The 23,439-nt window shown below is 69.7% G+C and carries 20 protein-coding genes; 10 read left to right on the forward strand and 10 right to left on the reverse strand.

What is annotated here, in order from left to right:
• Positions 1–6 precede the first annotated feature (6 nt).
• Together ABEA43_RS55825 and ABEA43_RS55830 are read right to left on the reverse strand one after the other, a co-directional pair.
• On the reverse strand, positions 7–834 hold the full coding sequence (locus ABEA43_RS55825; protein ID WP_345575416.1) for an SCO6745 family protein: 828 nt from the start codon (positions 832–834) through the stop codon (positions 7–9).
• A 3-nt stretch (positions 835–837) separates the two neighbouring features.
• Positions 838–1,659 carry an SDR family oxidoreductase gene (locus ABEA43_RS55830; RefSeq protein ID WP_345575418.1) on the reverse strand — a complete coding sequence of 274 codons (822 nt, stop codon included), beginning with the start codon at positions 1,657–1,659 and terminating at the stop codon, positions 838–840.
• A gap of 127 nt (positions 1,660–1,786) precedes the next feature.
• Here ABEA43_RS55830 and ABEA43_RS55835 point away from each other — a divergent pair, with 127 nt between their 5' ends.
• From ABEA43_RS55835 to ABEA43_RS55870, 8 genes are all read left to right on the forward strand, one after another.
• Positions 1,787–2,179: a hypothetical protein gene (locus ABEA43_RS55835; RefSeq protein ID WP_345575420.1), complete on the forward strand. Its 393-nt coding sequence runs from the start codon at positions 1,787–1,789 to the stop codon at positions 2,177–2,179.
• Between the two features lie 12 nt (positions 2,180–2,191).
• Positions 2,192–3,601: a sensor histidine kinase gene (locus ABEA43_RS55840; protein ID WP_345575422.1), complete on the forward strand. Its 1,410-nt coding sequence runs from the start codon at positions 2,192–2,194 to the stop codon at positions 3,599–3,601.
• Entirely contained in the window at positions 3,598–4,260 is a 663-nt protein-coding gene (locus ABEA43_RS55845) for a response regulator transcription factor (RefSeq protein ID WP_138698521.1), read from the forward strand. The genes ABEA43_RS55840 and ABEA43_RS55845 overlap by 4 nt, the downstream gene beginning before the upstream one ends.
• Positions 4,261–4,356: 96 nt before the next feature.
• Complete coding sequence (locus ABEA43_RS55850) at positions 4,357–4,896, forward strand: DUF4956 domain-containing protein (protein WP_345575595.1); 540 nt, start codon at positions 4,357–4,359, stop codon at positions 4,894–4,896.
• A gap of 132 nt (positions 4,897–5,028) precedes the next feature.
• Entirely contained in the window at positions 5,029–5,892 is an 864-nt protein-coding gene (locus tag ABEA43_RS55855; protein WP_345575425.1) for a polyphosphate polymerase domain-containing protein, read from the forward strand.
• A gap of 228 nt (positions 5,893–6,120) precedes the next feature.
• Positions 6,121–7,392: an IS110 family RNA-guided transposase gene (locus tag ABEA43_RS55860; RefSeq protein ID WP_345575427.1), complete on the forward strand. Its 1,272-nt coding sequence runs from the start codon at positions 6,121–6,123 to the stop codon at positions 7,390–7,392.
• Between the two features lie 665 nt (positions 7,393–8,057).
• Positions 8,058–9,263, forward strand: a complete 1,206-nt coding sequence (gene rsgA / locus ABEA43_RS55865; protein ID WP_345575429.1) for a ribosome small subunit-dependent GTPase A — start codon at positions 8,058–8,060, stop codon at positions 9,261–9,263.
• Positions 9,264–9,466: 203 nt separating this feature from the next.
• Positions 9,467–9,979: a GNAT family N-acetyltransferase gene (locus ABEA43_RS55870; RefSeq protein ID WP_345575597.1), complete on the forward strand. Its 513-nt coding sequence runs from the start codon at positions 9,467–9,469 to the stop codon at positions 9,977–9,979.
• Positions 9,980–10,361: 382 nt separating this feature from the next.
• Here the strand turns inward: ABEA43_RS55870 and ABEA43_RS55875 are convergent, their stop codons facing one another.
• On the reverse strand, positions 10,362–12,749 hold the full coding sequence (locus ABEA43_RS55875) for an ATP-binding cassette domain-containing protein (RefSeq protein ID WP_345575431.1): 2,388 nt from the start codon (positions 12,747–12,749) through the stop codon (positions 10,362–10,364).
• Between the two features lie 174 nt (positions 12,750–12,923).
• Entirely contained in the window at positions 12,924–13,280 is a 357-nt protein-coding gene (locus ABEA43_RS55880) for a VOC family protein (protein WP_345575433.1), read from the reverse strand.
• A gap of 298 nt (positions 13,281–13,578) precedes the next feature.
• Here ABEA43_RS55880 and ABEA43_RS55885 point away from each other — a divergent pair, with 298 nt between their 5' ends.
• On the forward strand, positions 13,579–14,184 hold the full coding sequence (locus tag ABEA43_RS55885) for a DUF6879 family protein (protein WP_345575435.1): 606 nt from the start codon (positions 13,579–13,581) through the stop codon (positions 14,182–14,184).
• A 9-nt stretch (positions 14,185–14,193) separates the two neighbouring features.
• On the opposite strand, the gene ABEA43_RS55890 is transcribed toward ABEA43_RS55885, so the two are convergent.
• From ABEA43_RS55890 to ABEA43_RS55915, 6 genes are all read right to left on the reverse strand, one after another.
• Positions 14,194–15,492, reverse strand: coding sequence for an aspartyl protease family protein (locus ABEA43_RS55890; protein WP_345575440.1), 1,299 nt, complete (start codon positions 15,490–15,492; stop codon positions 14,194–14,196).
• A 474-nt stretch (positions 15,493–15,966) separates the two neighbouring features.
• Positions 15,967–17,190, reverse strand: coding sequence for an acyl-CoA dehydrogenase family protein (locus ABEA43_RS55895; RefSeq protein ID WP_345575442.1), 1,224 nt, complete (start codon positions 17,188–17,190; stop codon positions 15,967–15,969).
• A gap of 30 nt (positions 17,191–17,220) precedes the next feature.
• Positions 17,221–18,213: an ABC transporter ATP-binding protein gene (locus ABEA43_RS55900; protein ID WP_345575444.1), complete on the reverse strand. Its 993-nt coding sequence runs from the start codon at positions 18,211–18,213 to the stop codon at positions 17,221–17,223.
• 6 nt (positions 18,214–18,219) lie between these two features.
• On the reverse strand, positions 18,220–20,109 hold the full coding sequence (locus ABEA43_RS55905; RefSeq protein ID WP_345575446.1) for a dipeptide/oligopeptide/nickel ABC transporter permease/ATP-binding protein: 1,890 nt from the start codon (positions 20,107–20,109) through the stop codon (positions 18,220–18,222).
• Complete coding sequence (locus tag ABEA43_RS55910; RefSeq protein WP_345575448.1) at positions 20,102–21,040, reverse strand: ABC transporter permease; 939 nt, start codon at positions 21,038–21,040, stop codon at positions 20,102–20,104. The genes ABEA43_RS55905 and ABEA43_RS55910 overlap by 8 nt, the downstream gene beginning before the upstream one ends.
• Positions 21,037–22,662: an ABC transporter substrate-binding protein gene (locus tag ABEA43_RS55915; protein WP_345575450.1), complete on the reverse strand. Its 1,626-nt coding sequence runs from the start codon at positions 22,660–22,662 to the stop codon at positions 21,037–21,039. Before ABEA43_RS55915 ends, ABEA43_RS55910 begins: the two co-directional genes overlap by 4 nt.
• A gap of 106 nt (positions 22,663–22,768) precedes the next feature.
• Between ABEA43_RS55915 and ABEA43_RS55920 the strand changes: the two genes are divergently transcribed.
• Positions 22,769–23,422, forward strand: coding sequence for a TetR family transcriptional regulator (locus tag ABEA43_RS55920; RefSeq protein WP_345575452.1), 654 nt, complete (start codon positions 22,769–22,771; stop codon positions 23,420–23,422).
• Positions 23,423–23,439: the final 17 nt, after the last annotated feature.

Raw genomic sequence — 23,439 nt, forward strand, 5'->3', positions numbered from 1 at the left:
GGCTGGTCAGCTCAGGTTGAGCAGGCCCGCGTCGACGACTCGGCGGCCGAAGGGGCGGGCCAGCTCGGCGAGGCGTTCGCAGCCGTCCTCGCCCAGCACCTCGTACGCGGGCATCGCCAGCGTGTCCGTACGGTCCTCGATGTGCTGGCGCAGGGCCTTGCCCTCCGGGGTCAGAGTGTCGCCGTCGAGGAGGCCGCGGGTGCGCAGGCGTTCTTCGGCGGCGGCCCAGTCCTCCTCCGGCCAGGCGCGGCTGATCTTGAGGAACACGGTCGGGACGTCGCCGCTGGCCGCGTGGAGCACCAGGGCTTCGATGCCGCTGATGCCCTCCGTGAGCAGGGTGGCCACGTGGCCGTCGCCCCTGAACTCGCGTAGCAGGGTCTGCGCGTGCCAGAGCTCCAGGAGCGGGTCGCCGTCGGGCCAGGGGAGCGAGGCGTGGGCGGCGAAGAGAGGCCGGCCCTGGGGGTGGTCGCAGGCCGCTTCCGCGGCGCGGCGGGCCAGGGTCAGGGTGGCGTCGAGGTCGGGGAGCTCGTGCAGGCCTCCTCTGCGCAGGGCCTCGCCGGCGGCTTCCTGGCGGGCCTGGAGGATTTGGGCCGGCGTGGTCACGTCCCAGGCGGTGGCGAGCGAATGGCGTACGAGGTCGGGGCAGAAGTTGTAGAACGTGGCGATCACGACGTCGGCGGAGGCGCGGCCGAAGGGGGCGCTGCGGGAGGCGAAATAACCGGATCTGCCGGTCAGGCCCAGCTCGGCGTAGCGCTGGGTGGCTTCGGGGACGAAATAGATCATTCCGTGCAGGGGCTCCAGGCGGCGCCAGGCGCGGCGGGCTGCTGTTCTCACGGGTCAGGCCTCCAACGGCTTGTCGGCGGGGGTGGCGAACCGGGCCTGCGTCAGCGTGTCGACGAACTGCGACATTCCGGCTAGCCAGCGGTCCGGGTCGTCGGCTTTGCGACGTACGTACTCCGCCACCTCGGGGTGGGGGAAGATGTGGAAACGCTCTGCTTCGAGGCCTTTGATGACTGTGGCGGCCACGTCGGCGGGGTCGAGGATGGCTCCGGAGGCGGCGACGGCTCTGGCCGTGACGTGGTCTTCCTGGATGCCGTGCGCCAGCATCGCGGTGCGGACGCCCTGGGGGCACAGGACGCTGACCTTGATGCCCTTGGTGGCGTAGTGGATGGCCACCCACTCCGCGAACGCGATCGCCGCCGCCTTCGTCACCGCGTACGGCGCGTCGCCCGGGCAGCTGATCAGGCCGGCGGCCGAGCAGGTGTTGAGGAGGTAGCCGCCGCCGCGGGCGATCATGGATGGTACGACCGCGCGGGCGGCGTACACGTGGGCCAGGACGTTGACCGCGTACAGGCTGCTCCACTCCTGGTCGGAGGCGTCGAGGCCGTGGCCGCCGATGATCCCCGCGTTCGAGCAGAACAGGTCGACCGGGCCGAACGGGGTGTTCGCCAGGGCGCTGACCTGCGGCTCCGATGAGACATCCACCTGTACGGCCGTCGCGCGGTCGCCGATCTCCTCGGCCACGGCCTGGGCGCCGGCTTCGTCGAGGTCGGCGACGACCACGCCCGCCGCGCCCTCTTCTGCGAACCTGAGGGCCAGCGCCCGGCCGATCCCGCTGGCCCCGCCTGTGACGACCACAACCTTGTCCTGAACCCTCATTGAGCGCCCCTCCAGACCGACCAGCCGGTATCAGAACATGATTCTACTGCGACGGGCTCTCCTCGGATGAGAGGTTTCTCATCTGGGCTTCAGCGTGGTCTCCTCGAAAGGCGTCAAGGTCAAGCTCATGAAACATCGGGGAGCGGTGATCCTCCTGGCCCTCGGAGTCGCGGCGGCCGGGTTCATGTCCATGGGGCTGGTGCGGGCCGCCGAGGAGCGGCCCGAGCTGGGCGGGCCCGTCGTGGTCTCGTCGTCCCCCAAGGAAGGCGTGTCCACCTCGCTGGAGGAGGGCGCGTCCGCTTCTCCCAGGGAGGGCGCGTCAGACTCGCCGTCCCCGCGCAGGAGCGAGGAGCCCGAGCCGGTCGCGGAGAGCGATGAGCCGGGCTCGTCCCCGGTGCACAAGAGCGTGCCGCCGAGCTCCCACAAGACCAAGGCAGAGCCGGTCAAACCGCCGTCGCCGAGGCCCGGAGGCGGCGATGACGACGATGATGGCGGTGGGGACGACGATGGTGACGACTGATCGGGGGGTCGCATGCGGCTGAGCGCCCGCGCCCGGATCGTGGGCTGGATGCTCGCCGTCGTCGGCCTCGCGCTTGCGGTCTCGATCTTCGCGACCTGGACCGTCCTGCTGACCCGCCTCGACCGCCGGATAGATCTCGAGCTCACCAACGAGGTCGAGAAGCTGCGGCGCTACGCCCCGACCGCGCTCGACCCGAAGACCGGACACCCGGTCACCGATGTGGAAGACCTGCTCGCGGGTTACCTGGCGCTCAACGCGCCCGACCGATGGGAGACCTTCTTCAGCATCGTCGACGGCAACGCCAGCAAGATCCACGGAGTCCCGCCCCCCGTTCGCCTCGACACCGACGAACGGCTCGTCGCGCGCATGGCCGCGGCCACCAAGCCCCAGAGCGACCAGGTCGAGACCGCCGAGGGAACGGTCCACTACGCGGTCATCCCGGTCACCGTGGCCGCCGATCGCCGCCCCGGCCACTTCGTCGTGGCGATCCTCTACGACCAGCACCGCGCGGAAATCGTGGACGCGGTGCGGGCTCTCGGCCTGTCCGCGCTGGCCGCGATGGCGTTAGCGGGAGCGGCGGGATGGTTCGTGGCCGGGCGGGTGCTGGCGCCGGTCCGGCTGGTCAGCCAGACCGCGGAGCAGATCAGCGACTCCACCGATCTCACCCGCAGGCTCGACGTGCCGGGCGACGACGACGTGGCTGCGCTGGCCGCGACGTTCAACCACATGCTCGACCGGCTGGAGCACGCCTTCGTCGTGCAACGGCACTTCATGGACGACGCCGGCCACGAGCTGCGCACCCCGATCACCGTCATCCGCGGTCACCTGGAGCTCATGGGCGACGATCCCGCCGACCGCGCGGAAACCCTCGCCCTGGTCACCGACGAGCTCGACCGAATGAACCGCATCGTCGACGAGCTCCTCACCCTCGCCAAGGCCGAGCAGCCCGGGTTCCTGGCGCTCGACCACGTCGAGCTGGCCGACCTCACGGTCAGCGTGGTCGCCAAGGCCCGCGCGCTCGGCGAGCGCCGGTGGCGGGTGGACGAGGTGGCCGAGGCCCGCGTGCCCGCCGACCGCCAGCGGCTCACGCAGGCGCTCATGCAGCTCGTGGCCAACGCTGTCCGCCACACCACCGACGACGACCTGATCGCCGTCGGCTCCGCCGTCCGCGACGGATGGGTCGAGCTGTGGGTACGCGACAGCGGCCCCGGCGTGGCCCCCGCCGATCGCGAACGGATCTTCGGGCGCTTCATCCGCGGCGCCGGCCGCACCGGGACCCATGACGGGGCCGGCCTGGGGCTGGCCATCGTCAGGTCCATCGCAGAAGCGCATGGAGGCAATGTGAAAGTGACCGAGGCTCCGGGCGGCGGGGCCTGTTTTGTCATGTCTATCCCGCTGTGGGAGCTGTGGGAGGTGCGGTGAACCGGATTCTGATCGCCGAGGACGAGGCCAGGATCGCGTCGTTCGTGGAGAAAGGGCTGCGGGCCAACGGCTTCGTCACCGCCGTGGCGGGAGACGGGGTGGCGGCCCACGACCTGGCCTGCGCCGGCGGGTTCGACCTGCTCATCCTGGATATCGGGCTGCCGCTGACCGACGGGTTCACCGTGCTGCGGCGGCTGCGCGAGTCCATGGTGACCATACCTGTGATCATCCTGACCGCCCGTGACAGCGTCAGCGACACGGTGGCCGGGCTGGAGGGCGGGGCCGACGACTACATCGCCAAACCCTTCGCCTTCGAGGAGCTGCTGGCCAGGGTGCGGTTGCGGCTGCGGGCCGACCGCGCGCCCGAGGTGACCGTGCTGCGGGTGTCGGACCTGTCGCTCGACCTGCGGGCCAGGCGGGCTTACGTGGGGGACCGGGCGGTGGATCTGTCGACCAGGGAGTTCGCGCTGGCGGAGATCTTCTGTCGGCATCCCGATCAGGTGCTGACGCGGGAACAGCTGCTCAGCCATGTGTGGGGGTTCGATTTCGACCCGGGGTCCAATGTGGTGGACGTCTACGTGCGCTACCTGCGCCGCAAGATCGGGGCGGAGCGGATCGAGACCGTCCGGGGGACGGGATACCGGATGAGAGTCGCCTAATCATCAGCTCACGGTCGCTTCACGCCGCGCTTACAGGATGGTCAGCGAGAGATCGAGAGGGTGACGGAAGGGGCGATTGTGGTAGCCGGGCTGGTGATGGATCTCGTGGCGATCGTCGTGCTGGCGTATGGGCTCTACTATCGGCGGCATCATCGGCGCGACCTGCTGTTCGCCTACATCGCGCTCAACGTGGGGATCTTCGCGGTGGTGTCGCTGCTGCTGGTGCAGCGGGTGGACATCGCGGTCGGGTTCGGGTTGTTCGGGGTGCTGTCGATCATCCGGCTCCGGTCCAGCGAGATCACTCAGGAGGAGATCGCCTACTACTTCGTCGCGCTGGTGCTGGGGCTGGTCAACGGCATCGCGGGAGCGTGGCCGCTGACGTCGCTCCTGCTGAACGGCGTGCTGCTGGTGGTCATGTACGTCGCCGATCATCCTGGGCTGCTCGGGCGGACGCGGCATCAGGTGGTGACCCTGGACGTCGTGCATGCGGATCCGGCGATGTTGCGGGTGGATCTGGAGAGCCGGTTGCGGGCGCGGGTGCTGCACTGCGTGGTCACCCAGGTGGATTACGTCCGGGACGTGACTGTGGTGGACGTCCGCTACGTGGTCCCGAATCCACGCGTGGGGGTGCGGTGATGGCAGGGATGGTGGCTCGGACGGTGGGCGGTGAGGGCCAGGTGGCAGCTCGGACGTGCGATGAAAGTCAGGTGGCGGTGCGGACGACCTGGGGTGAGGGCCGGGTGCAGTGCGGGGCTTGGGGGTGTGGTGGTGAGGGCTGAGCTGGATGCGGATGTGTTGCTCGCCGGGGTTGCCGCGGAGGTGCCGCCGATGGGGCTGGAGGACGTGCCGGAGCTCATGAGCCGGGTGGACAGCAAATACATCGTGACGGCCGCGACCATGGCCCGGCTGGCGGCCGAGCTGGGGGATCGGTTCGCGGTGTTGAAGATCGGGGAGCGGCGGCAGTTTCGCTATACCTCGACCTACTTCGACACTCCTGACCTGCTCACTTTCCATCAACATCGACAGGATCGGCGGCGCAGGTTCAAGCTGCGCACCCGTACGTACCTGGATGGGGGAGGCAGTTGGCTTGAGCTCAAGCTCAGCGGGGCGCGAGGCAGCACGGACAAACATCGCATCCCGTACGACGATGCGCCGGCTCGGACGCTGACCCGGGAAGCGCTGGACTTCGTGCAGGACACCCTGCTGAGCGAGCTGCGCCTCATCGCGCCGGACCTGCTCGTGCCGGTGCTGGCCACCGACTACAAGCGGGTGACGCTCATCGACCGGTCCGGCGCCGCGCGGCTCACCTGCGACACGGGGCTGCTCTGTCATGACGGGCAACGTAGCGCTCCCGCTCGGCGTGATCTGGTGCTGCTGGAGTCGAAGTCGGCGGATGGGAAGGCCATGGTCGACAAGGTGCTGCGTGGGTTGGGGGTGCGGCCGGTGAGCGTGAGCAAGTACTGCCTGGCGGTGGCCGCGCTCCGGGAGCTCCGGGCCAACCGGTGGCGGCCGGTGCTGCAGTGCTACCTCATGCCGCAACCGACCGCGAGCTCCTGCCGGCCGGGGGTGAGAGGCCGGGCGGGGACGTTGAAGCAGGTGGGTGTGGGGAGCAGGTTGGCGATTGGGGGTTAGTAACCGATCTCCCTGACGGGAGGCCCGTTCCGGGCTGAAAATCGGGGTGGTTGCCCGCCGACGTCGTTCCTCTATGGTCCGCTGGAGGCCGTGGGTTAGTAGGACGCCGGAAGCCGCGCCGTGGGCCCTTCACTGTGCTTCGAGCACGCGGACTAGATTCGCTTCTCCCCCAGCGGTTTCTCGGGCACCGTGCAGGGACTGACGCATGAACGCGGCGGGAGGATCGCGATGCTGGAGGAAAGCAAGGATCACGAGGAGATCATCGAGCGGGTCGCGGCGCTGGACATCGGCAAGGCCACGCTGATGTGCTGCGTGCGGATTCCGGATGAGGACAAGCCCGGACGGCGACTGCAGGAAGTGCAGTCGTATTCGACCATGACCCGCTCGGTGCTGGGCATGGCCGACCACCTGCACGCCCTCGGCGTGAGGCGGGTGGTGATGGAGGCCACCAGCGACTACTGGAAACCCATCTTCTACCTGCTGGAAGCCGCCGGGTTGGATGCCTGGCTGGTCAACGCCCGCGACGTCAAACACCTGCCCGGCCGCCCGAAGACCGATCGGCTGGATGCGGTGTGGTTGTGCAAGGTCGCCGAACGGCAGATGCTGCGCCCCAGTTTCGTCCCGCCGCCCGAGATCCGGCAGCTACGGGATCTGACCCGCTACCGGGTCGATCTGATCGGCGCCCGCACCGCGGAGAAACAGCGGGCCGAGAAACTACTCGAAGACGCGCAGATCAAGCTGTCGGTGGTCGCCTCCGACATCTTCGGCGTCTCCGGCAGGGCGATGATGGGCTCGCTGATCGCCGGCGAACGCAATCCGCGGGTGCTGGCCGAGGTGGCTCGCTCCACCCTGCGCAGGAAGATCCCCGATCTTGTCGAAGCCTTCACCGGTCACTTCACCGACCACCACGCCTTCCTGCTGGCCACGATGCTGGCCCGCGTAGACCAGATCAGCCACGACCTTGCGCGGGTTGAGGCCCGGATCGAGGAGCTGATCGCCCCTTTCGCTCAAGCGGCTGTGCACCGTCTGGATGAGATCCCCGGCATCGGCATCACCGCTGCGCAGGCCATCATCGCCGAGATCGGCCTGGACATGAGCCGCTTTCCCACCGCCGCGCACCTGGCCTCCTGGGCCCGCTTCGCCCCAGGCATCAAGGAGTCGGCGGGCAAACGCAAAGGCCGCGGGGCGACCGGTCACGGCAACCGCTACCTGGCCCGCGTGCTGGGCGAAGCGGCCGTGGTCGCCGGCAAAAGCAACACCTTCCTCGGCGAACGCTACCGGCGCATCGCCCGCCGACGCGGCACCAAACGCGCCATCGTCGCGGTCGGCCGCTCCATCTTGATCATCGTATGGCACCTGCTGTCCAACCCCGAAGCGCGCTACATCGACCTGGGCGCCGACTTCTACGACAAACGCATCGGCCCCGAACGCAAGAAGCGCAACCACATCCGCCAGCTCGAAGCCCTCGGCTATCGGGTCATCCTCGAACCAGCCGCCTGACCAGCAGAGGTGATCACGAACCCCGACCCGCCACCACACGCCGGGGTTCGCTGCCGCCTGTCCACTAACGCTCCGATTTTCGGACTAGAGGTTGGCAGGTGTCGGGGTATGCGGGGCTTGAGGTTGCTGGTGCAGCGGGTGGATATCGCGGCCGGGTTCGGGTCGTTCGGGATGCGCGGGACTTGAGGGTTGCTGGGGTTCGGGGTGTGCGGGATTCGGGGTGTGCGGGGCTTGGGTTAGCTGGGTCGGGTGTGCGGGGTTTTTGTGGTCGGGGCGACCGGCGTCCTTGGGTGCTAGGCTGGCGCTCGTCGTATCGGATACGGGTTGAGAGGGAGGTGAGGTTGAATGACCGCGGTGAAGACCGCTGCTCTGTGCAGCGCCCGGACAATCCTCACGTCCCGGGCCCCGGTCTGACCTAGTTCGCACGCTCGTCGCGCGCCGGAAGGCTTGCGCTGCGGGTCATGCTTGAGTCTCGTCGGGGCCCCTTCTCCGCAAGGTGTCTCACGTTGAATTCTCCTTTCACGGATCCTTCTGCTTCTTCCACTGGCACAGTCCTGTCCCGCTATGGGTGGACCCGGGCGATGGAGGACGCCTTCGCCGTACACCGGCAGGATGGTCTGCGCCCAGGCCGGATCGTGCGCGTGGATCGCGGCCGATGCGATGTGGTGACCGAGTCTGGTCTCGCACGCGTCCTTATGTCCGGCCTGCGCCGTTCCGACCCGCTGGATGCGCCCTGCACCGGCGACTGGGCGGCCCTGCGATCGGCATCGGCCCCGGCTCCTGACCCCGACCCGGACCCGTACCCGGCTCCTGACCCGTACCCGGCTCCTGACCCGTACCCGGCTCCTGACCCGGACCCGGACCTCGACCCGGACCTGGCTCCGGACCTGGACCTGGCTCCGGACCTGGACCTGGCTCCGGACCTGGACCTGGCTCCGGACCTGGACCTGGCTCCGGACCCGGACCTGGCTCCGGACCCGGACCTCGACCCGGACCCGGACCTGGCTCCGGACATGGGGCTGGCCCTGAACCTGGGGGTGGGGCTGGAGTTGGTGGCGCTGTTGCCGCGGCGTAGCGCGATCGTGCGGTCTTCCGCGTCGCGTTCCTCACATGGGCAGGTGCTGGCTGCCAACGTCGACCTCGTGATCATTGCCGTCTCTCTGGCGGCTCCGGTGGATCCGGCTCGGCTGGAGCGGCTGCTGGCCTTGGCCTGGGAGAGCGGTGCCCAGCCGCTCATCGTACTGACCAAGGCGGATCTGATCGCCGACGCCGACGACGTACATGCCGAGACCCGGGCGTTGGCGCCAGGTCTGGACGTGCTGGCTGTCAGCGCGGAGACCGGCCAGGGCATCGGCGAGTTGCGGGCGTCGATCGGTGGCACCGCCGTGTTGCTGGGCTCCTCCGGCGCGGGCAAGTCCACGCTCGCCAACGCCCTGCTCGGCGAGGAGCTGCTGGCCACCGGCGAGGTACGTGCTCAGGACGGTAAGGGCCGCCACACCACCGTTCGTCGTGAACTGGTGGCCCTGCCCGGCGGCGGTGTGCTCATCGACACGCCGGGCCTGCGTGGGATCAGCCTCTATGACGCTGCCGAAGGTCTGGAGCAGGTCTTCGCCGACATCGAGCACCTCGCTGCGGGCTGCCGTTTCGCCGACTGCGCTCACGACAGCGAGCCGGGGTGCGCCGTGCAGGCCGCCATCAGCGCGGGTGAGCTGGCCGGGCGCCGCCTGGCCAGCTATCGGAAGCTGCAGCGGGAGAACGACTGGGCCACCTCGCGTACCGATGCTCGGCTGCGTGGGGAGCTCACCGACCGGCAGAAGGCCATCACCAGCCATCTGCGGGCGACCTACCGGTTCCGGGATCGCCAGCTATGAACGACCTCCCGCGATCCCAGGTCACCGAACAGACCAGTGCCATTCAAGGATCGCCCGGCACCTTGAGCGACGTCCCGAGCAGGGGCGTCGCGGTGACGGGTGACGCGATCGCCATGCGACAGGCCCACAGCACCGAGTGCCGCCACGCCGGCGGCGACATCCTGCGACCGATCACGAGTACGGAAACGGATCCCGACACCGCCATGACCATCACCTGGACCGCCCGCCCCGAGACCGACGCCGACCACGTTCAGATCCGCGAGGTCAACCTGGCCGCCTTCTCCACCTCGCTCGAAGCCGACCTGGTCGAGGCCCTGCGTTCTGACCCGGAGGCTTGGCTGCCCGGCCTGTCCTGGGTCACCGAAGGTCCCGACGGTCGCATCGCCGGGTTCGCGCTGCTCACCCGCTGCCACGTCGACGGTGCTCCGGCCCTCACGCTGGGCCCGTGCGCCGTGCTACCGGAGTTTCAGCGGCAGGGCGCGGGTTCGGCGGCGATTCGCGCCGCGCTGCGGGCTGCTCGCGAGCAGGGTGAGAACCTCGTACTCGTCCTCGGCCATGCCGAGTACTATCCCCGCTTCGGCTGTGTCCCCGCCTCCCGCTACGGCATCCGGCCGCCGTTCGAGGTCGAGGACAAGTACATGATGGCGCTCGCCTTCGATCCCGCACTCCCCATCCCCTCCGGCACCATCCGCTACCCGGCGGCCTTCGGCGTCTAATGGGTCTGACCTGCCGTCTCCGGTTCGGGCCCACGTGGACGGCAGAGGCGGCAGGGCTCGCCTCTCTGGTTGGTTGAGCACGGTGGGCGGCTTCGGTTGCGGCGTGTTGCGAGTCGAGAGTCGGTTCGCCGCCGCCTGCCGGGATGAGCTCCGGGGTGGATTCGGGCTTGGCTGTCGGGACGCGGGTTCCGGGAAGGTCCGGGGCTTAGGTGCCTGCCGGGACGAGTCGCCGGGGGCGGTCTGGGGCTCATCAGTATGGATGAGCCCCCGCGTCACCCGGGGCTCGTCGCCGGGACGAGCCCCGGGCGCGTCCGGGGACGAGCTCGGGGTGCTCCGGGGCTCGTCCCGTGTTGCTTGTGTCGCTCCTGCGTGGCGTGCCTGGTCAGGCGCCTACGTAGGCGGCGAGGTGTTCGCCGGTGAGGGTGGAGCGGGCGGTGACGAGGTCGGCGGGGGTGCCTTCGAAGATGATCCGGCCCCCGTCGTGTCCGGCGCCGGGGCCGAGGTCGATGATCCAGTCGGCGTGTGCCATGACCGCCTGGTGGTGTTCGATGACGATGACCGACTTGCCGGCGTCCACGAGCCGGTCGAGGAGGCCGAGCAGGTGCTCGACGTCGGCGAGGTGCAGGCCGGTGGTCGGCTCGTCCAGGACGTAGATGCCGCCCTTGTTGGCCATGTGGGTGGCCAGCTTGAGCCGCTGCCGCTCGCCGCCGGACAGCGTGGTGAGCGGCTGGCCGAGGCTGAGGTAGCCGAGGCCGACGTCGGCGAGCCGGTCGAGGATGGCGTGCGCGGCCGGCGTGCGCGCCTCGCCGGCGCCGAAGAACTCCTGGGCCTCGGTCACCGGCATCGCGAGCACCTCGCTGATGTCGCGGCCGCCGAGGTGGTGGTCCAGCACCGAGGCCTCGAACCGCTTCCCTTCGCACACCTCGCAGGTGGTGGAGACGCCGGCCATCATGCCCAGGTCGGTGAAGACGACGCCGGCGCCGTTGCAGTTGGGGCAGGCGCCCTCGGAGTTGGCGCTGAACAGCGCCGGCTTGACACCGTTGGCCTTCGCGAACGCCTTGCGGATCGGGTCGAGCAGGCCGGTGTAGGTCGCCGGGTTGCTGCGCCGGGAGCCGCGGATCCCGGCCTGGTCGATCGACACCACGCCGGCGCGGGCCGGGATCGAGCCGTGGATCAGCGAGCTCTTGCCGGAGCCGGCCACGCCGGTGACGACGGTGAGCACCCCGAGCGGGATGTCGACGTCGACGTCGACCAGGTTGTTCGCCGTCGCGCCGCGGATCTCCAGCGTGCCGGTGGCCTTCCGGACCTTCTCCTTGAGGGTGGCCCGGTCGTCGAGATGGCGGCCGGTGATGGTGCCGCTGGACCGCAACCCTTCGACGGTGCCTTCGAAGCAGACGGTGCCGCCTCCCGTACCGGCGCCTGGGCCGAGGTCGACGACGCGGTCGGCGATCGCGATGGTCTCCGGCTTGTGCTCCACGACGAGCACCGTGTTGCCCTTGTCCCGCAGCCGCAGCAGCAGGTCGTTCATCCGCTGGATGTCGTGGGGGTGCAGGCCGATGGTGGGCTCGTCGAAGACGTAGGTGACGTCGGTGAGCGCGGAGCCGAGGTGGCGGATCATCTTGACGCGCTGCGCCTCACCGCCCGACAGCGTGCCCGCCGGCCGCTCCAGCGAGAGGTAGCCCAGGCCGATCTCCACGAAGGAGTCGAGGGTATGCAGCAGCTTTCCGAGCAACGGCGCCACCGACGGCTCGTCCAGGCCGCGGACCCATTCGGCCAGGTCGCTGATCTGCATCGCGCACGCTTCGGCGATGCTGATCCCGCTGATCTTCGACGACCGGGCGTCCTCGCTGAGCCGGGTGCCGTCGCATTCGGGGCAGGTGGTGAAGGTGACCGCCCGCTCCACGAAGGCCCGGATGTGCGGCTGCATCGCCTCCTTGTCCTTGGACAGGAACGACTTCTGGATCTTGGGGATCAGCCCCTCGTACGTGAGGTTGACGCCCTCGACCTTGACCTTGATCGGCTCCCGGTAGAGGAAGTCCTGCATCTCCTTCTTGGTGAAGTCGCGGATCGGCTTGTCCGGGTCGAGGAGGCCCGACTCGGCGTAGACCCGCACCGTCCAGAAGCTGTCCGACTTCCAGCCGGGGATGGTGAACGCGCCCTCGGCGATCGACTTGGAGTCGTCGTAGAGCTGGGTGAGGTCGATGTCGGAGACCGCGCCCCGGCCTTCGCAGCGCGTGCACATGCCGCCGATGCGGGTGAACGACGCCCGCTCGGCCTTGCGGGCGCCGCGTTCGACGGTGATCGCACCGCTCGCCCTGACCGTGGGGACGTTGAAGGCGAACGCCTGGGGCGACCCGATGTGCGGCTGCCCGAGCCGGCTGAAGAGGATGCGCAGCATCGCGTTGGCGTCGGTGGCCGTGCCCACCGTGGAACGGGGATCGGCGCCCATCCGCTGCTGGTCGACGATGATCGCGGTCGTCAGTCCTTCGAGCACGTCGACCTCGGGCCGCGCCAGCGTCGGCATGAAGCCCTGGACGAAGGCGCTGTAGGTCTCGTTGATCAGCCGCTGCGACTCGGCGGCGATCGTGTCGAACACGAGCGAGCTCTTCCCCGACCCGGAGACGCCGGTGAACACCGTCAGCTGGCGCTTCGGGATCTCGACGCTGATGTCCTTGAGGTTGTTCTCGCGCGCGCCGTGCACGCGGATCACATCGTGGCTGGCAGCGTGCGGCGCAGGCGACTGCGGGTCCGTCCTCGTTTCCTGGCTCATCGTGTCTCCATAGGTAAGGGGGCCGCGTTCACGGTCTCCGTCGGTGTCGCCTGGCTTGATCTGACCGGCTTCGAGAGTATGTCCGATTCTCTATTGATTTGGCCAGGTGAGGGCCATCGGCCACACGGCGAACCGGTCACCCCGCTCCCGCGCCGCAGGAGCGGGGGCCGGCGCTCACTGGTCCTGAACCAGCCCAAGGACGTTGCCGTCGGTGTCGGTGAAGGTGGCCACGAGGCGGCCGCCGCCGACGTCGTGGGCGGGCTCCTTCACGGTGGCGCCCGCGGCGGTCACCTCGGCCAGCTTCGCCTCGATGTCCGGTACGTGCCAGTACGCCACCGGCGAGGACATGCCCTGCGGCCCGCCGTTCGGCACCAGCCCGATGTGCTGGCCCGCGACGTCGAAGCCGACGTAGTAGGACCCGTCGGTCTGCGGCGCGATGCCGAGCAGGGCGGTGTACACCGCCTTGGCCTTCTCGAGGTCGGCCACGGGGTGCAGCACGGTCTTGATTCCCTGGGTGGAAGAGTCGGTCATGGTCGCTCCTGAGGTTCGTGGGTGGCCGGCTGGACCTCACCGCCGGGGGGCGTCGAGCGGCAGGTGGAGGTCCATGGCAGTCACGCTAGTTGCGGCTCCGTGACCGCCGCTTCTCCATTCCTGCTCGGTCGCTTCACGGGCCAAAGTTGATCGCCCATGCCTTGAAGCAGTGAAACTCGACAACGGCGACTTCGCGGTGATAGGCAGGAGCTGACCTGCGAATATGAGCAGCAACCGGCCATCGGCCAGGGCGAACGCCTTGCGGAGGACGCTGCTTGCGGCCAAAAGGATATGCCTGATGCTCGACCGCATTAACGAAATACCGGGCGTTGTGTTGAGCGCGGAAGGGTATCTCGATGACTTCTGGCCGAACTTCCGGAACATCGATGACGTGTTCTGGAAGCTTGAGCGGATCCAGAGCTTCCGCCAGTCCGGGGAGCCGAGCTGGGTCGCGATGATGGAGGGCGACTGGGACCGGTCGCTCAAGCTGATCGACGACGAGCCGGCCGCCGCGCGGGAGCCGGGCCGCCGGGCCAAGAGCGTCACGCGCAGGCGGATCCGGATCGTCGAGCAGCCCGTCACGCCCTACCTGCAATGGGAGATGCACGTCCTGGCACTGCGGGCCGCGGCGACCGAGAAGGTGCGGGTGCTCGACGCGGCCGAGGTGGCCGACCTCGAGATCGACCGGCCGCTGCCGGAGCTGGTGGTGCTGGGCTCCTTGGTGATGTACGAGATCACGTACGACTCCACCGGGGCCCACAGCGGGGCCCGGCGGATCGACGATCCCGAGGTGATCGCGGCGTGCAGGGGAGAGCTCGACAAGCTGTACGCGGTGGGCGAGGACTTCAGGACCTATTACGAGCGCGACATTGTGCCGTTGCCTGCCCCTTCGGTGACCGTCTGAGGCGGGGGATCAGCCGCGGGTGATGGTGAGTCGCATGGCGGTGTAGTCGAAGGTGATCGCGTACGGCTTGAAGAACTCGTGGGTGAAGTTGGCGATCAGGTCGAAGCCGAACTGCGCGGACTGGCCCGGGCCGGGGAACCCGGGGAAGACCTTCTCCGCCGCGTGGCCCGGCACGTCGCGTCCGACGGCCCGGCCCAGGCTGATCCGCTCGGCCGTGATCGGGTAGAGCTTGTTGCCGCCCGGCTGTTCGATCGGGTGGTCGTGGTCCACCGTGATGCCGCCCGCCCGTTCGGCGATCTCCACCGTGGTGTCGAGGCCGCTGGCGATGCCGCCGGTGTCGACGGTGGCCATCCGCGGGCCGTAGTCGCCGAGGCTGCCCAGTGTGCACGGGTAGTGGTCGCCGGCCAGCCAGAGCGGCAGCCGGTCGGCGGCGTGCGCTCGGGAGCCGGCCTTGCTCCTGGGCCGCAGTGTCAGGGCCCGGCCGGCGTAGTCCATGGTGGTCAGGAAGTGGTAGAAGATCGTCGTGCCGAACGCGCCCGCCGCCGCCGTCCCGTCGGGGAGTGGGGGGCGTTGCGCGTCGCTCCACTGCACCGGAAGGTTGCGGATCTCGACGTTGCCGATCTTGAACGAGTCCAGGACGCCGAGCCAGATGTTGATGGGCTGATTGTTGGCTACTCCGCCCGGCATGGTGGCCACCGCGCGCAGGCCCGCCCGCTCCGCCACCTCTTTCGACAGGTCGAGCGTGGCGTAGGTGTCGAGCCAGAACGTTCCGGGTGCTCCGCCGTTCAGGCTGGCCTCGACGGCGGGCACGGGGTCCAGGGTGACGAAGGGCACGCGTGCGCTCTGGGCTCCGTGGAGCTGCCAGGGTGTGCCGCCGACGTGGGAGTAGAGCTTGGCGAGGGCCTGGTCGCGGGGGCGGTCGATGCCCTTCAGCAACGGTACGGCGCGGGCGAGCCGGTCCTGCCGGACGAAGCACTCGGCCAGCCGCTGCGCCGAGGCGACGTCGCCGGGCCGCAGGGCGAGGGCCTTGGACAGGTGCTGCTCCGCCGCGCCGAAGCGGTTGGTGAGCAGGGCGAGGTAGCCGAGCTGGGCCAGGGCGTGCGCGTCGCGTGGGTCCTTGCGGAGCTGGCGGCGGTAGCCGCGTTCGGCCGCATGGAAGTTGCCCGCCTTGAACAGCAGGTCAGGGTCTTCCGTGGCGGCGACGGCCGCGTTCGGGGCGGCGTCCAGGGCGGGGAGTATCGCGCCGGCGGCCAGGGCGAGGCCCGTCCGCCGGAGGAACGCGCGGCGGTCGGGGGCGTGGAGGGTCATGGGAGCAGCCAACTCGGGGCCGCGTTTCCTCGGCGTTTCCGGTTGTGGTCGCCTTTCGCGGGATATTTCGGTGAAGGGATATTCAGGTGCTGAAGGGGCACGAGACGGTCGTGGCGACAACGCCGATTTCCGCTCAGCGCATACGCGCCGAGCTGCGCCGGGCGCGGGCGCGCTTGCGACGAATTCTTGGACGGGGCGCAACGAGGCCTCGACGAGGCTCGCGAGCAGGCGGACGGAGCGGCGCGGCGGTTGCTGGCGCTCGACGTTGTGCTGGCCCGCAGAAAAGCCGAACCGGAGACGAACGAAACCCGGCGCCGGGTCCTAAGCCGGGCGTTCGGCGAGGGCGCCGGGTCGTAAGGCGGGCGTTCGGCGAGGGCGCCGGGTCCTAAGCCGGCGTTCTGCGAGGGTAAGCCGCCGTACAGCGCGGATGCCGCCCCCGGCCGTCGTGCCGGGGGCGGGCTGGGCGGCAGGGGCCTACAGCGGGAGGCCGCCGGTGGCGGAGCTAGTGGAGCCGGTGGCCTGGTAGGCGGCGATCGTGCGTTCGGCGATGCGCATCTGGTGGATCTCGTCGGCCCCGTCGGCGAAGCGGGCCCAGCGGGCGTGCTGGAACATGTTGGCCAGCGGCGTGTCCGTCGAGTACCCGAGGGCTCCGTGCACCTGGATCGCCCGGTCCACGATCCGGTTGAGGCTGTTGGCCACGAAGTGTTTGGCCATCGACACCTCCGTACGGAAGTCCTCGCCCTTGTCGATCTTGGAGGCGGCGTGCAGCACCATGAGCTTGCACTGGTACAGCTCCATGGCCGAGTCGGCGATCAGCCACTGGATGCCCTGCTTCTCGGCCAGCAGGGAGCCGTGGCTGTAGCGGTTGAGCGCACGGTCCACCATCATGTCCAGGGCCGTCTCCGCCTGCGAGATCCAGCGCATGCAGTGGGCCAGGCGAGCAGGCCCGAGACGATACTGGCCCAGGCGGTGGCCGTTGCCCCGGCCGCCGAGGATTTGGCTGTCGGGCAGCCGGAGGTCCTCGATGACGATCTCGCTGTGGCCCGTGGAGCCGTGCATCGTCTCGACCTCGCGTACGTCGTTCCAGCCCGGGTTGGGCAGGTCCACGAGGAAGGCGGTGTTGGCGCCCCGTGAGCCCTCGGGGACGTCCGGCTCCGTCCTGGCGATGAGGATGGCGAAGTTGGCGCGGCGGGCGTTGGAGATGAACCACTTGTGGCCGTTGATGACCCACTCGTCCCCGTCGCGTACGGCCGACGTCTTGATCAGGGTGGGGTCCGAGCCGGCCACCTCGGGCTCGGTCATGGCGAAGCAGGACATCTTGGCGCCGTCGAGCAGCGGACGAAGGTACTTCTCCTTCTGCTCGTCGTCGGCCCAGTGCAGGAGCGTGTGCATGTTGCCCTCGTCGGGGGCGCTGCAGTTGAGCACCCAGGGGCCGATGCGGGTCTTGGCCGCCTCCGACTGCACCATGGCCAGCTCCACGTGGCCCAAGCCCATCCCGCCCCACTCCTTGGGCATGTGGGGCAGCCACAGCCCCTCCGCCTTGGCCTGGGAGCGGAGGCGGAAGATGGTCTTGAGGTAGGCGTCGCGGTCGCTCTCCTTCACCTCGTCCATGGCGGGAATGACGGTGCCCTGGATGAAGGCCCGGACCCGCTTGCGGATCTCCTCATGCTCCGGGGCGAGGGTGAAATCAATGGCCATGGTCGTGCTCCTTCAGCAACAGGAAATCGGTCAAAGGGGGGTCCCGCTCTCGATGGCGGGGTAGTGGCAGGCGAGCCAGTGCTCCTCGCCGATCTGCCGGATCTGGGGCTCCTCGTCGGAGCACCGCGCCGCCGCCCGAGGGCAGCGGGTACGGAAGCGGCACCCCGTGGGCGGGCTGACCGGCGACGGCGGCTCGCCGCTGATCAGGGTGTCGGCCGGGGGCAGGTCCAGGCCGCCGCCGGGGATGGAGGCGATCAACGCCCGCGTGTACGGATGCGCCGGCCGCGAGATCAGGTCGGCGCTGGGGGCGAGCTCGCACACCTTGCCCAGGTACATCACCATGATCCGGTCACTGATGTTCTTCACCACGGCCAGGTCGTGGGCGATGAAGACGAGGGTGAGCCGGTAACGGTCTTTCAGGTCCTCCAGCAGGCCGAGGATCTGGGCCTGTACGGAGACGTCCAGCGCCGACACGGGCTCGTCGCAGATCACCACCTCCGGATCGAGGATCAGCGCCCTGGCGATGGAGATGCGCTGGCACTGCCCGCCCGAGAACTCGTGCGGACGCCGTACCGCCGCCGTCTTGGGGTCGAGCCCGACCGCCTCCAGCACCTCGTCCACCCGGTCGCCGGGCAGGCTCCACACGCGCGGGCCCTCGCCGACGATGTCGCGGACGCGGCGGCGGGGGTTGAGCGACGAGATCGGGTCCTGGAAGATCATCTGGAGGCGGCGGCGGGTCCGCCGCAGGGACTCGCCGCGCAGGGTCGTCAGCTCCAGGCCGTCCAGCCGCACCGAGCCCGAGCGGGGCGGCGGGAGCTGGACGAGGGCTCTGGCGGCGCTCGACTTGCCGCAGCCGGACTCGCCGACGATGCCCAGGGTCTCGCCGCGCGCCAGGTCGAAGCTCACCCCGGAGACCGCCCGCACGGTGCGGCCGCGTCCGGCGGGGAACTCCACGACCAGATCCTCCACCCGCAGCAGCACCTCGTCACGGGGACGCAGGTGAGCACTTCCGCTACCGGCCACTTGATCTCAGCTCCTTTCCTGGCTGGTGCGAGGGGAGATGGAGACGGAGACGGGCGAGGAGTCCGAGCGGTCGCGCGGATACCAGCAGGCGTACTGGTGGCCGTCCTCGAACAGCGGCGGCGCCTCCAGCGCGCACCGCTCCTCCGCGTACGCGCACCGCGCCCGGAACGCGCACCCCTGCGGCAGATCCACCAGATCCGGCGGCCGGCCGGGGATGACCCGCAGCCGATGGTGCACCGGATCCGTCAGCCGGGGCGCCGCCTGCAACAGAGCCTCCGTGTACGGCATCCGCGCGTGCGCGAACACCTCCGCCGCAGGACCCCGTTCCACCACCTTCCCGGCGTACATGACGATCACCTCGTCGGCCCACCGCGCCACCACGGACAGGTCATGGCTGACCAGCACCACCGCCATGTCCCGTTCCTCCCGCAGCCGGTGCAGCAGCCGCAGCACCTGGTCCTGGATGGTCACGTCGAGGGCGGTCGTCGGCTCGTCGGCGAACAGCACGTCGGGCCCGCACGACAGCGCCATCGCGATCGTCACCCGCTGCCGCATCCCGCCCGAGAGCTGGTGCGGGTAGCGCCGCAGCATCCGCACGGGATCGGAGATCCCGACCGAGGCCAGCAGCCGTACGGCCTCCGCCCGCGCCTGCCGCCGGCCCATGCCCAGGTGCACCCGCAACGGCTCCATCACCTGCGTGCCGATCGTCCGCACCGGGTTGAGCGCGGTCATCGGGTCCTGGAACACGGTCCCGAGCCGGGGCCCGAGGACCGAGCGCATCTCGGCGGGGCTGTAGGTGGTCAGGTCGTCGCCGGACAGGTACACGTTCCCGCCCCGGACCGAGGTGCCCGGCAGCAGCCCCAGGATCGAGCGGATCAGCATGGACTTGCCCGACCCTGACTCGCCGACGATGGCCAGCGTCTTGCCGCGTTCGAGGGTGAAGGAGACCCCGTCCACGGCCTTGACGACGCCGCGTGGCGTGACGAAGTGCGTGCGCAGGTCCTCGACCTGCAGCAGGCAGTCGCGTACCGGGTGGGTCGAGGTGGGCAGCGCGAGCGTCGCCGCCTTCCGCACCGGCTCCAGGCCGCTCTCGCGCACGTCCGCCAGAGCCCTGAGCCGGTCGCCCACCAGGTTGAACGACAGCACGGTCAGGAACATGACCACCGAGGGCGCCAGGACCACGTGCGGCGCGGTCTCCATGAGCGTGCGGCCCTCGTTGATCAGCCCGCCCCAGGTCGGCGTGGGCGCCTGGACGGACAGGCCGAGGAAGGCGAGGCTGCCCTCGGCGACCACGACCACGGCCATCCCGATGAACGCGTACGAGGCGGCGGGGACCGCCACGTTCGGCACGATCTCCCGCCACAGGATGCGCCCGTCGCGGGTGCCGAGCACGCGGGCGGCCAGCACGAACTCCCGCTCGGCGAAGGTGAGCGTGGCGCCCCTGATCAGCCGGACCCAGGAGGGCACGCCCAGCACGCCGAGGACGATGAGCACGTTGCGCAGGTTCGCCCCGGCGAAGGCGACCACGGCCAGCGCGAAGACGAGCGCGGGGAAGGCCTGCGCCACGTCGTTGACCGCCATGATGACCGCGTCCGCGCTCTTCTTGCGGTAACCGGCCAGGATGCCGAGCGGGGCGCCGATGCCCACGCCGAGCAGCACGGCGCCGACGCCCACGCCGAGCGAGACGCGGGCGCCGTACACGACCCTGCTGAGCACGTCGCGGCCGAGGCCGTCGGTGCCGAAGGGATGCGCGGCGCTGGGCCCCTCCTGGGGCGGGCCGGAGAGCGTCTCGTCGTAGCGGGGGAACGGCAGCACGTCGGCCAGGAGCGCGCCCAGCAGCACCAGGCCGATCCAGCCCGCCGCGATCCAGAAGCCCAGCCCCAGGCGCCTACGCACGCCGGATCCTGGGATCGACGGCGGCGTACACGATGTCCACCGCGAAGTTGACGGCCACATATCCGACCGAGATGAGCACGACGCCCCCCTGAACCGTCAGGTAGTCGCGGGAGAAGATGGAGTCGACGATGAGCCGCCCGACGCCGGGCAGGCCGAAGAGCGTTTCGATGATCACTGTGCCGCCGATGAGCGCGCCCAGGTTCAGGCCGACGGCGGTGATCAGGGTGATCGCGGACGGGCGCAGCGCGTGCCGCCACATGATGCGCCGCGGCGACAGGCCGCGGGCGCGCGCGAGCGTGATGTAGTCCTCCTGGAGGGTCGCGATCAGGTCGGTACGCAGCAGCCGCGCGTACACGGCGAGCTGCCCGCAGCCGAGCGTGACCGCGGGCAGGATCACGGAGGTGAGGTTCCAGCCCAGGTCGAGCGAGATGGGGGTCCAGCCGGTCGCCGGCACCACCTGCCAGTTGACCGCGAACACCAGGATCAGCAGCACGCCGAGCACGAACACAGGGGTGGACAGCAACGCGAAGCTGAGGGCGGTGAGCGCCTGGTCGAGCGCGCGGCCGGCGCGGCGGGCGGCGGCCACGCCCACCGGGATCGCCAGCCCGAGCGCGATGACCTGCGCGACGATCAGCAGCTCCAGGGTGACGGGCAGCCGGTCGGCCAGCTCGGCCGCGACCGGCATCCTGGTGATGTAGGAGTCACCGAAGTCACCGGTGACGAGCCCGCCGAGCCAGCTGAAATAGCGCACCATCAGTGGCTGGTCCAGCCCGAGCTCCTGGCGGAGCTGCGCGCGGGCCTCCTCGGTCGCCGACAGGCCCAGGATCTGCGTGATCGGATCACCGGGCAGCAGATTGAGCAGGGCGTACGACAGGAAGGTCACCACGAGCAGCACTACCAGGAGCCGGGCCAGCCGGTGGACGATGATCACCGCTGGGTGACCCAGATGCCGGAGAACGGGTGGTACGGGATCGGGGATCCGGTCAGCGGCAGGCCCTTCTCGCCGTCGGGCAGCACGTGCTCGCCGATGCCGCGCACCTTGGTCTTGGCCACGATGGCCCCGGTGTTGAGGTGGTCGATGAACACGAACGGCACCAGCTCACGAAGCCGCTCCTGCACCGTGCCGTACGCCGCCTTGCGCGCGGCCTCGTCCGGGTTGCCTCTGCCGACGTCGAGCGCGGCGCTCAGCTTGGCGTCCTTGAGCCGGGTGAAGTTGAGCGAGACGGCGCCGACGGGCTTGGCGTACGCCTGGTGCATCCAGATGTACTCGCCGTCGGGGTCGGGCGCGGAGAACTGCGTCCAGACGGTGGCCGCGAAGTTGCCCGTGACCGCGCGGTTGATCAGGTCGGCCTGGTCGGCCTGCTTGATGGACACCTCGATGCCGGCCTTGCGCCACATGTCCTGGGCCAGCTCGACGCCCTGCATCGTGTTCGGGTCGGGAGTGGAGATCAGCTCGAAGCGGATCGGGCCCTTCTCCGCCTCCACCTCCTTGACCAGGGCGGCGGCCTTGGCCGCGTCGTAGTCGGGGTAGCCGCCGGCGGCGTACCACTTGGAGTCCTTGGACCACGGTCCTTCGGCCGGCTCCGTCAGTCCGCCGCGCAGGGTCGAGATGACGGTCTTGCGGTCGGTGCCGTAGGCGAGGGCCTTGCGCACCCGTACGTCGTCGAGCGGGGCCACGGCGGTGTTGAGCATGAACATGTACTCGGGCACGGCCATGCCCTGCGCCCGGTGCACGGTGTAGGCGTCCTTCATGGCGCCGAACTTGGTCAGGTCCTCGTCACGGGAGGTGCCGATGGCGTCCACGCCGCCGGCTTCGAGCGTCTGTGCCCGCGTCTGGCTGTCGGGCAGGATCCGGAACTCGACCTCGTCCAGGTACGGCAGGCCCTGGCGCCAGTAGCGCGGGTTCTTGGCGACGACCATGCGGTTGTCCGGCACGTACTCCTTGAAGATGAACGGCCCGGTGCCGACCGGCTTGAGGCTGCCCGACTTGGGGTCGGCGAGCGTGGCGGGCGGGACGATCATGCCGATCTGCGCCGCCAGGTAGTAGGGGAAGGCGACCCACGGCTGGTTCAGCTTCACCTTGACCGTCATGGGGTCGGCCAGTTCGAAGGACTTGATCGGGACGAACACGGCCGCGTTCAGCGGCGAGGCCTTCTGGGCGTCCAGGTTGGCCTTGACGATGTCACCGGTCAGCGAGATGCCGTCGGAGAACGACACCCCCGTCCTGACCTTGATCGTCCATTCGTCATATTTGGCATTGGGGGTGAGCGACTCGGCCAGGTACGGCTTCCAGTCGCCGTTGGCGTCCACGCTCACCAGCGGCTCGATGATCGTGCCCGCCATGCTGTAGCTCTGCGCCGCGAACTGGTCGGTGACCGGGTTGAACCCGTTGGCGTCCGCGCTCAGCCCGTAGATCAGCCGCCCGCCCTGTGCGGGGCCTGAGGTGTTCGTCGGTGAGCCGGCCTGCGGGGCGGCGACCGGCCGCTGGCCGCTACACGCCAGCATCACCACCGATGCCAGCAGCAGAGTGGCCGGTGTTCTCCAGCGTTTCATCCACGCCTCCTCCCGGATATCCCCCCGAGAGCAATTTCACCGATAGTACTATCGGTGAAAAAGCGCACAAGTCCCGGGGGACAATCGTTACGAGAGAGGGGGACCGATGACGAACACGCCGCTCACCAGGAGCGAGGCCAAGGATCAGACCAGGCGCAGGCTGATCAGGGCCGCCCTGGCGATCCTCGACGAGGAAGGCGAGGCCGGGCTGACCACCACCAAGGTCGCCAAGGCCGCCGGCCTCGCGCAGTCCAGCTTCTACGTGCACTTCAAGGACCGGCAGGAGCTGCTGCGGGTGCTCGCGGAAGAGGGCGGCGAGCGGTTGCGGCGCTCGATGCGGGAGGCGCGGCGCAAGGCCCGCGAGGCTCCCGACGACCTCGAAAGCCACCGCGACACCTTCCGGATCCCCCTGGAGGCCATCTGCCGCCACCCGGAGCTGCTGCGCATCCAGCTCAGGGCCCGGCACGACCCGTCGTCCTCGCTGCGCGACTTCGCCCGGCAGACCGCCGCGGCCTACCGCGAGCACCATGCGGCCGACCTGGCCGCGCTCGGTTACACGGCGGACGACGAGCGCGACAGGCGCCGGCTGGAGATGATCGCCGAAGGGATCGACGCCGCCACCAACGCGCTCGCCATGGGCCACCTGGACGGCCGCTACCCCGACCTGGACGAGTGCGCCGACATCCTCACGGCACTGTCCAGAGGCGCGTTGCGGGTGCTGCGCGCCGCCAAGACCAAAGCAGGCGAGTCAGGCGACTGAAGGCCGACCGCCAGGAA

Origin of the sequence: Nonomuraea rosea (assembly GCF_039539705.1) — a bacterium.
Taxonomy (GTDB): domain Bacteria; phylum Actinomycetota; class Actinomycetes; order Streptosporangiales; family Streptosporangiaceae; genus Nonomuraea; species Nonomuraea rosea.

What these genes read in the sequence shown, in the direction of transcription:
- ABEA43_RS55830 (WP_345575418.1), bottom strand. Translation starts at nt 1,659, where the DNA reads ATGAGGGTTCAGGACAAGGTTGTGGTCGTCACAGGCGGGGCCAGCGGG.
- ABEA43_RS55835 (WP_345575420.1), top strand. Translation starts at nt 1,787, where the DNA reads ATGAAACATCGGGGAGCGGTGATCCTCCTGGCCCTCGGAGTCGCGGCG.
- ABEA43_RS55840 (WP_345575422.1), top strand. Translation starts at nt 2,192, where the DNA reads ATGCGGCTGAGCGCCCGCGCCCGGATCGTGGGCTGGATGCTCGCCGTC.
- ABEA43_RS55850 (WP_345575595.1), top strand. Translation starts at nt 4,357, where the DNA reads ATGGATCTCGTGGCGATCGTCGTGCTGGCGTATGGGCTCTACTATCGG.
- ABEA43_RS55860 (WP_345575427.1), top strand. Translation starts at nt 6,121, where the DNA reads ATGCTGGAGGAAAGCAAGGATCACGAGGAGATCATCGAGCGGGTCGCG.
- ABEA43_RS55870 (WP_345575597.1), top strand. Translation starts at nt 9,467, where the DNA reads ATGACCATCACCTGGACCGCCCGCCCCGAGACCGACGCCGACCACGTT.
- ABEA43_RS55875 (WP_345575431.1), bottom strand. Translation starts at nt 12,749, where the DNA reads ATGAGCCAGGAAACGAGGACGGACCCGCAGTCGCCTGCGCCGCACGCT.
- ABEA43_RS55880 (WP_345575433.1), bottom strand. Translation starts at nt 13,280, where the DNA reads ATGACCGACTCTTCCACCCAGGGAATCAAGACCGTGCTGCACCCCGTG.
- ABEA43_RS55885 (WP_345575435.1), top strand. Translation starts at nt 13,579, where the DNA reads ATGCTCGACCGCATTAACGAAATACCGGGCGTTGTGTTGAGCGCGGAA.
- ABEA43_RS55890 (WP_345575440.1), bottom strand. Translation starts at nt 15,492, where the DNA reads ATGACCCTCCACGCCCCCGACCGCCGCGCGTTCCTCCGGCGGACGGGC.
- ABEA43_RS55895 (WP_345575442.1), bottom strand. Translation starts at nt 17,190, where the DNA reads ATGGCCATTGATTTCACCCTCGCCCCGGAGCATGAGGAGATCCGCAAG.
- ABEA43_RS55915 (WP_345575450.1), bottom strand. Translation starts at nt 22,662, where the DNA reads ATGAAACGCTGGAGAACACCGGCCACTCTGCTGCTGGCATCGGTGGTG.
- ABEA43_RS55920 (WP_345575452.1), top strand. Translation starts at nt 22,769, where the DNA reads ATGACGAACACGCCGCTCACCAGGAGCGAGGCCAAGGATCAGACCAGG.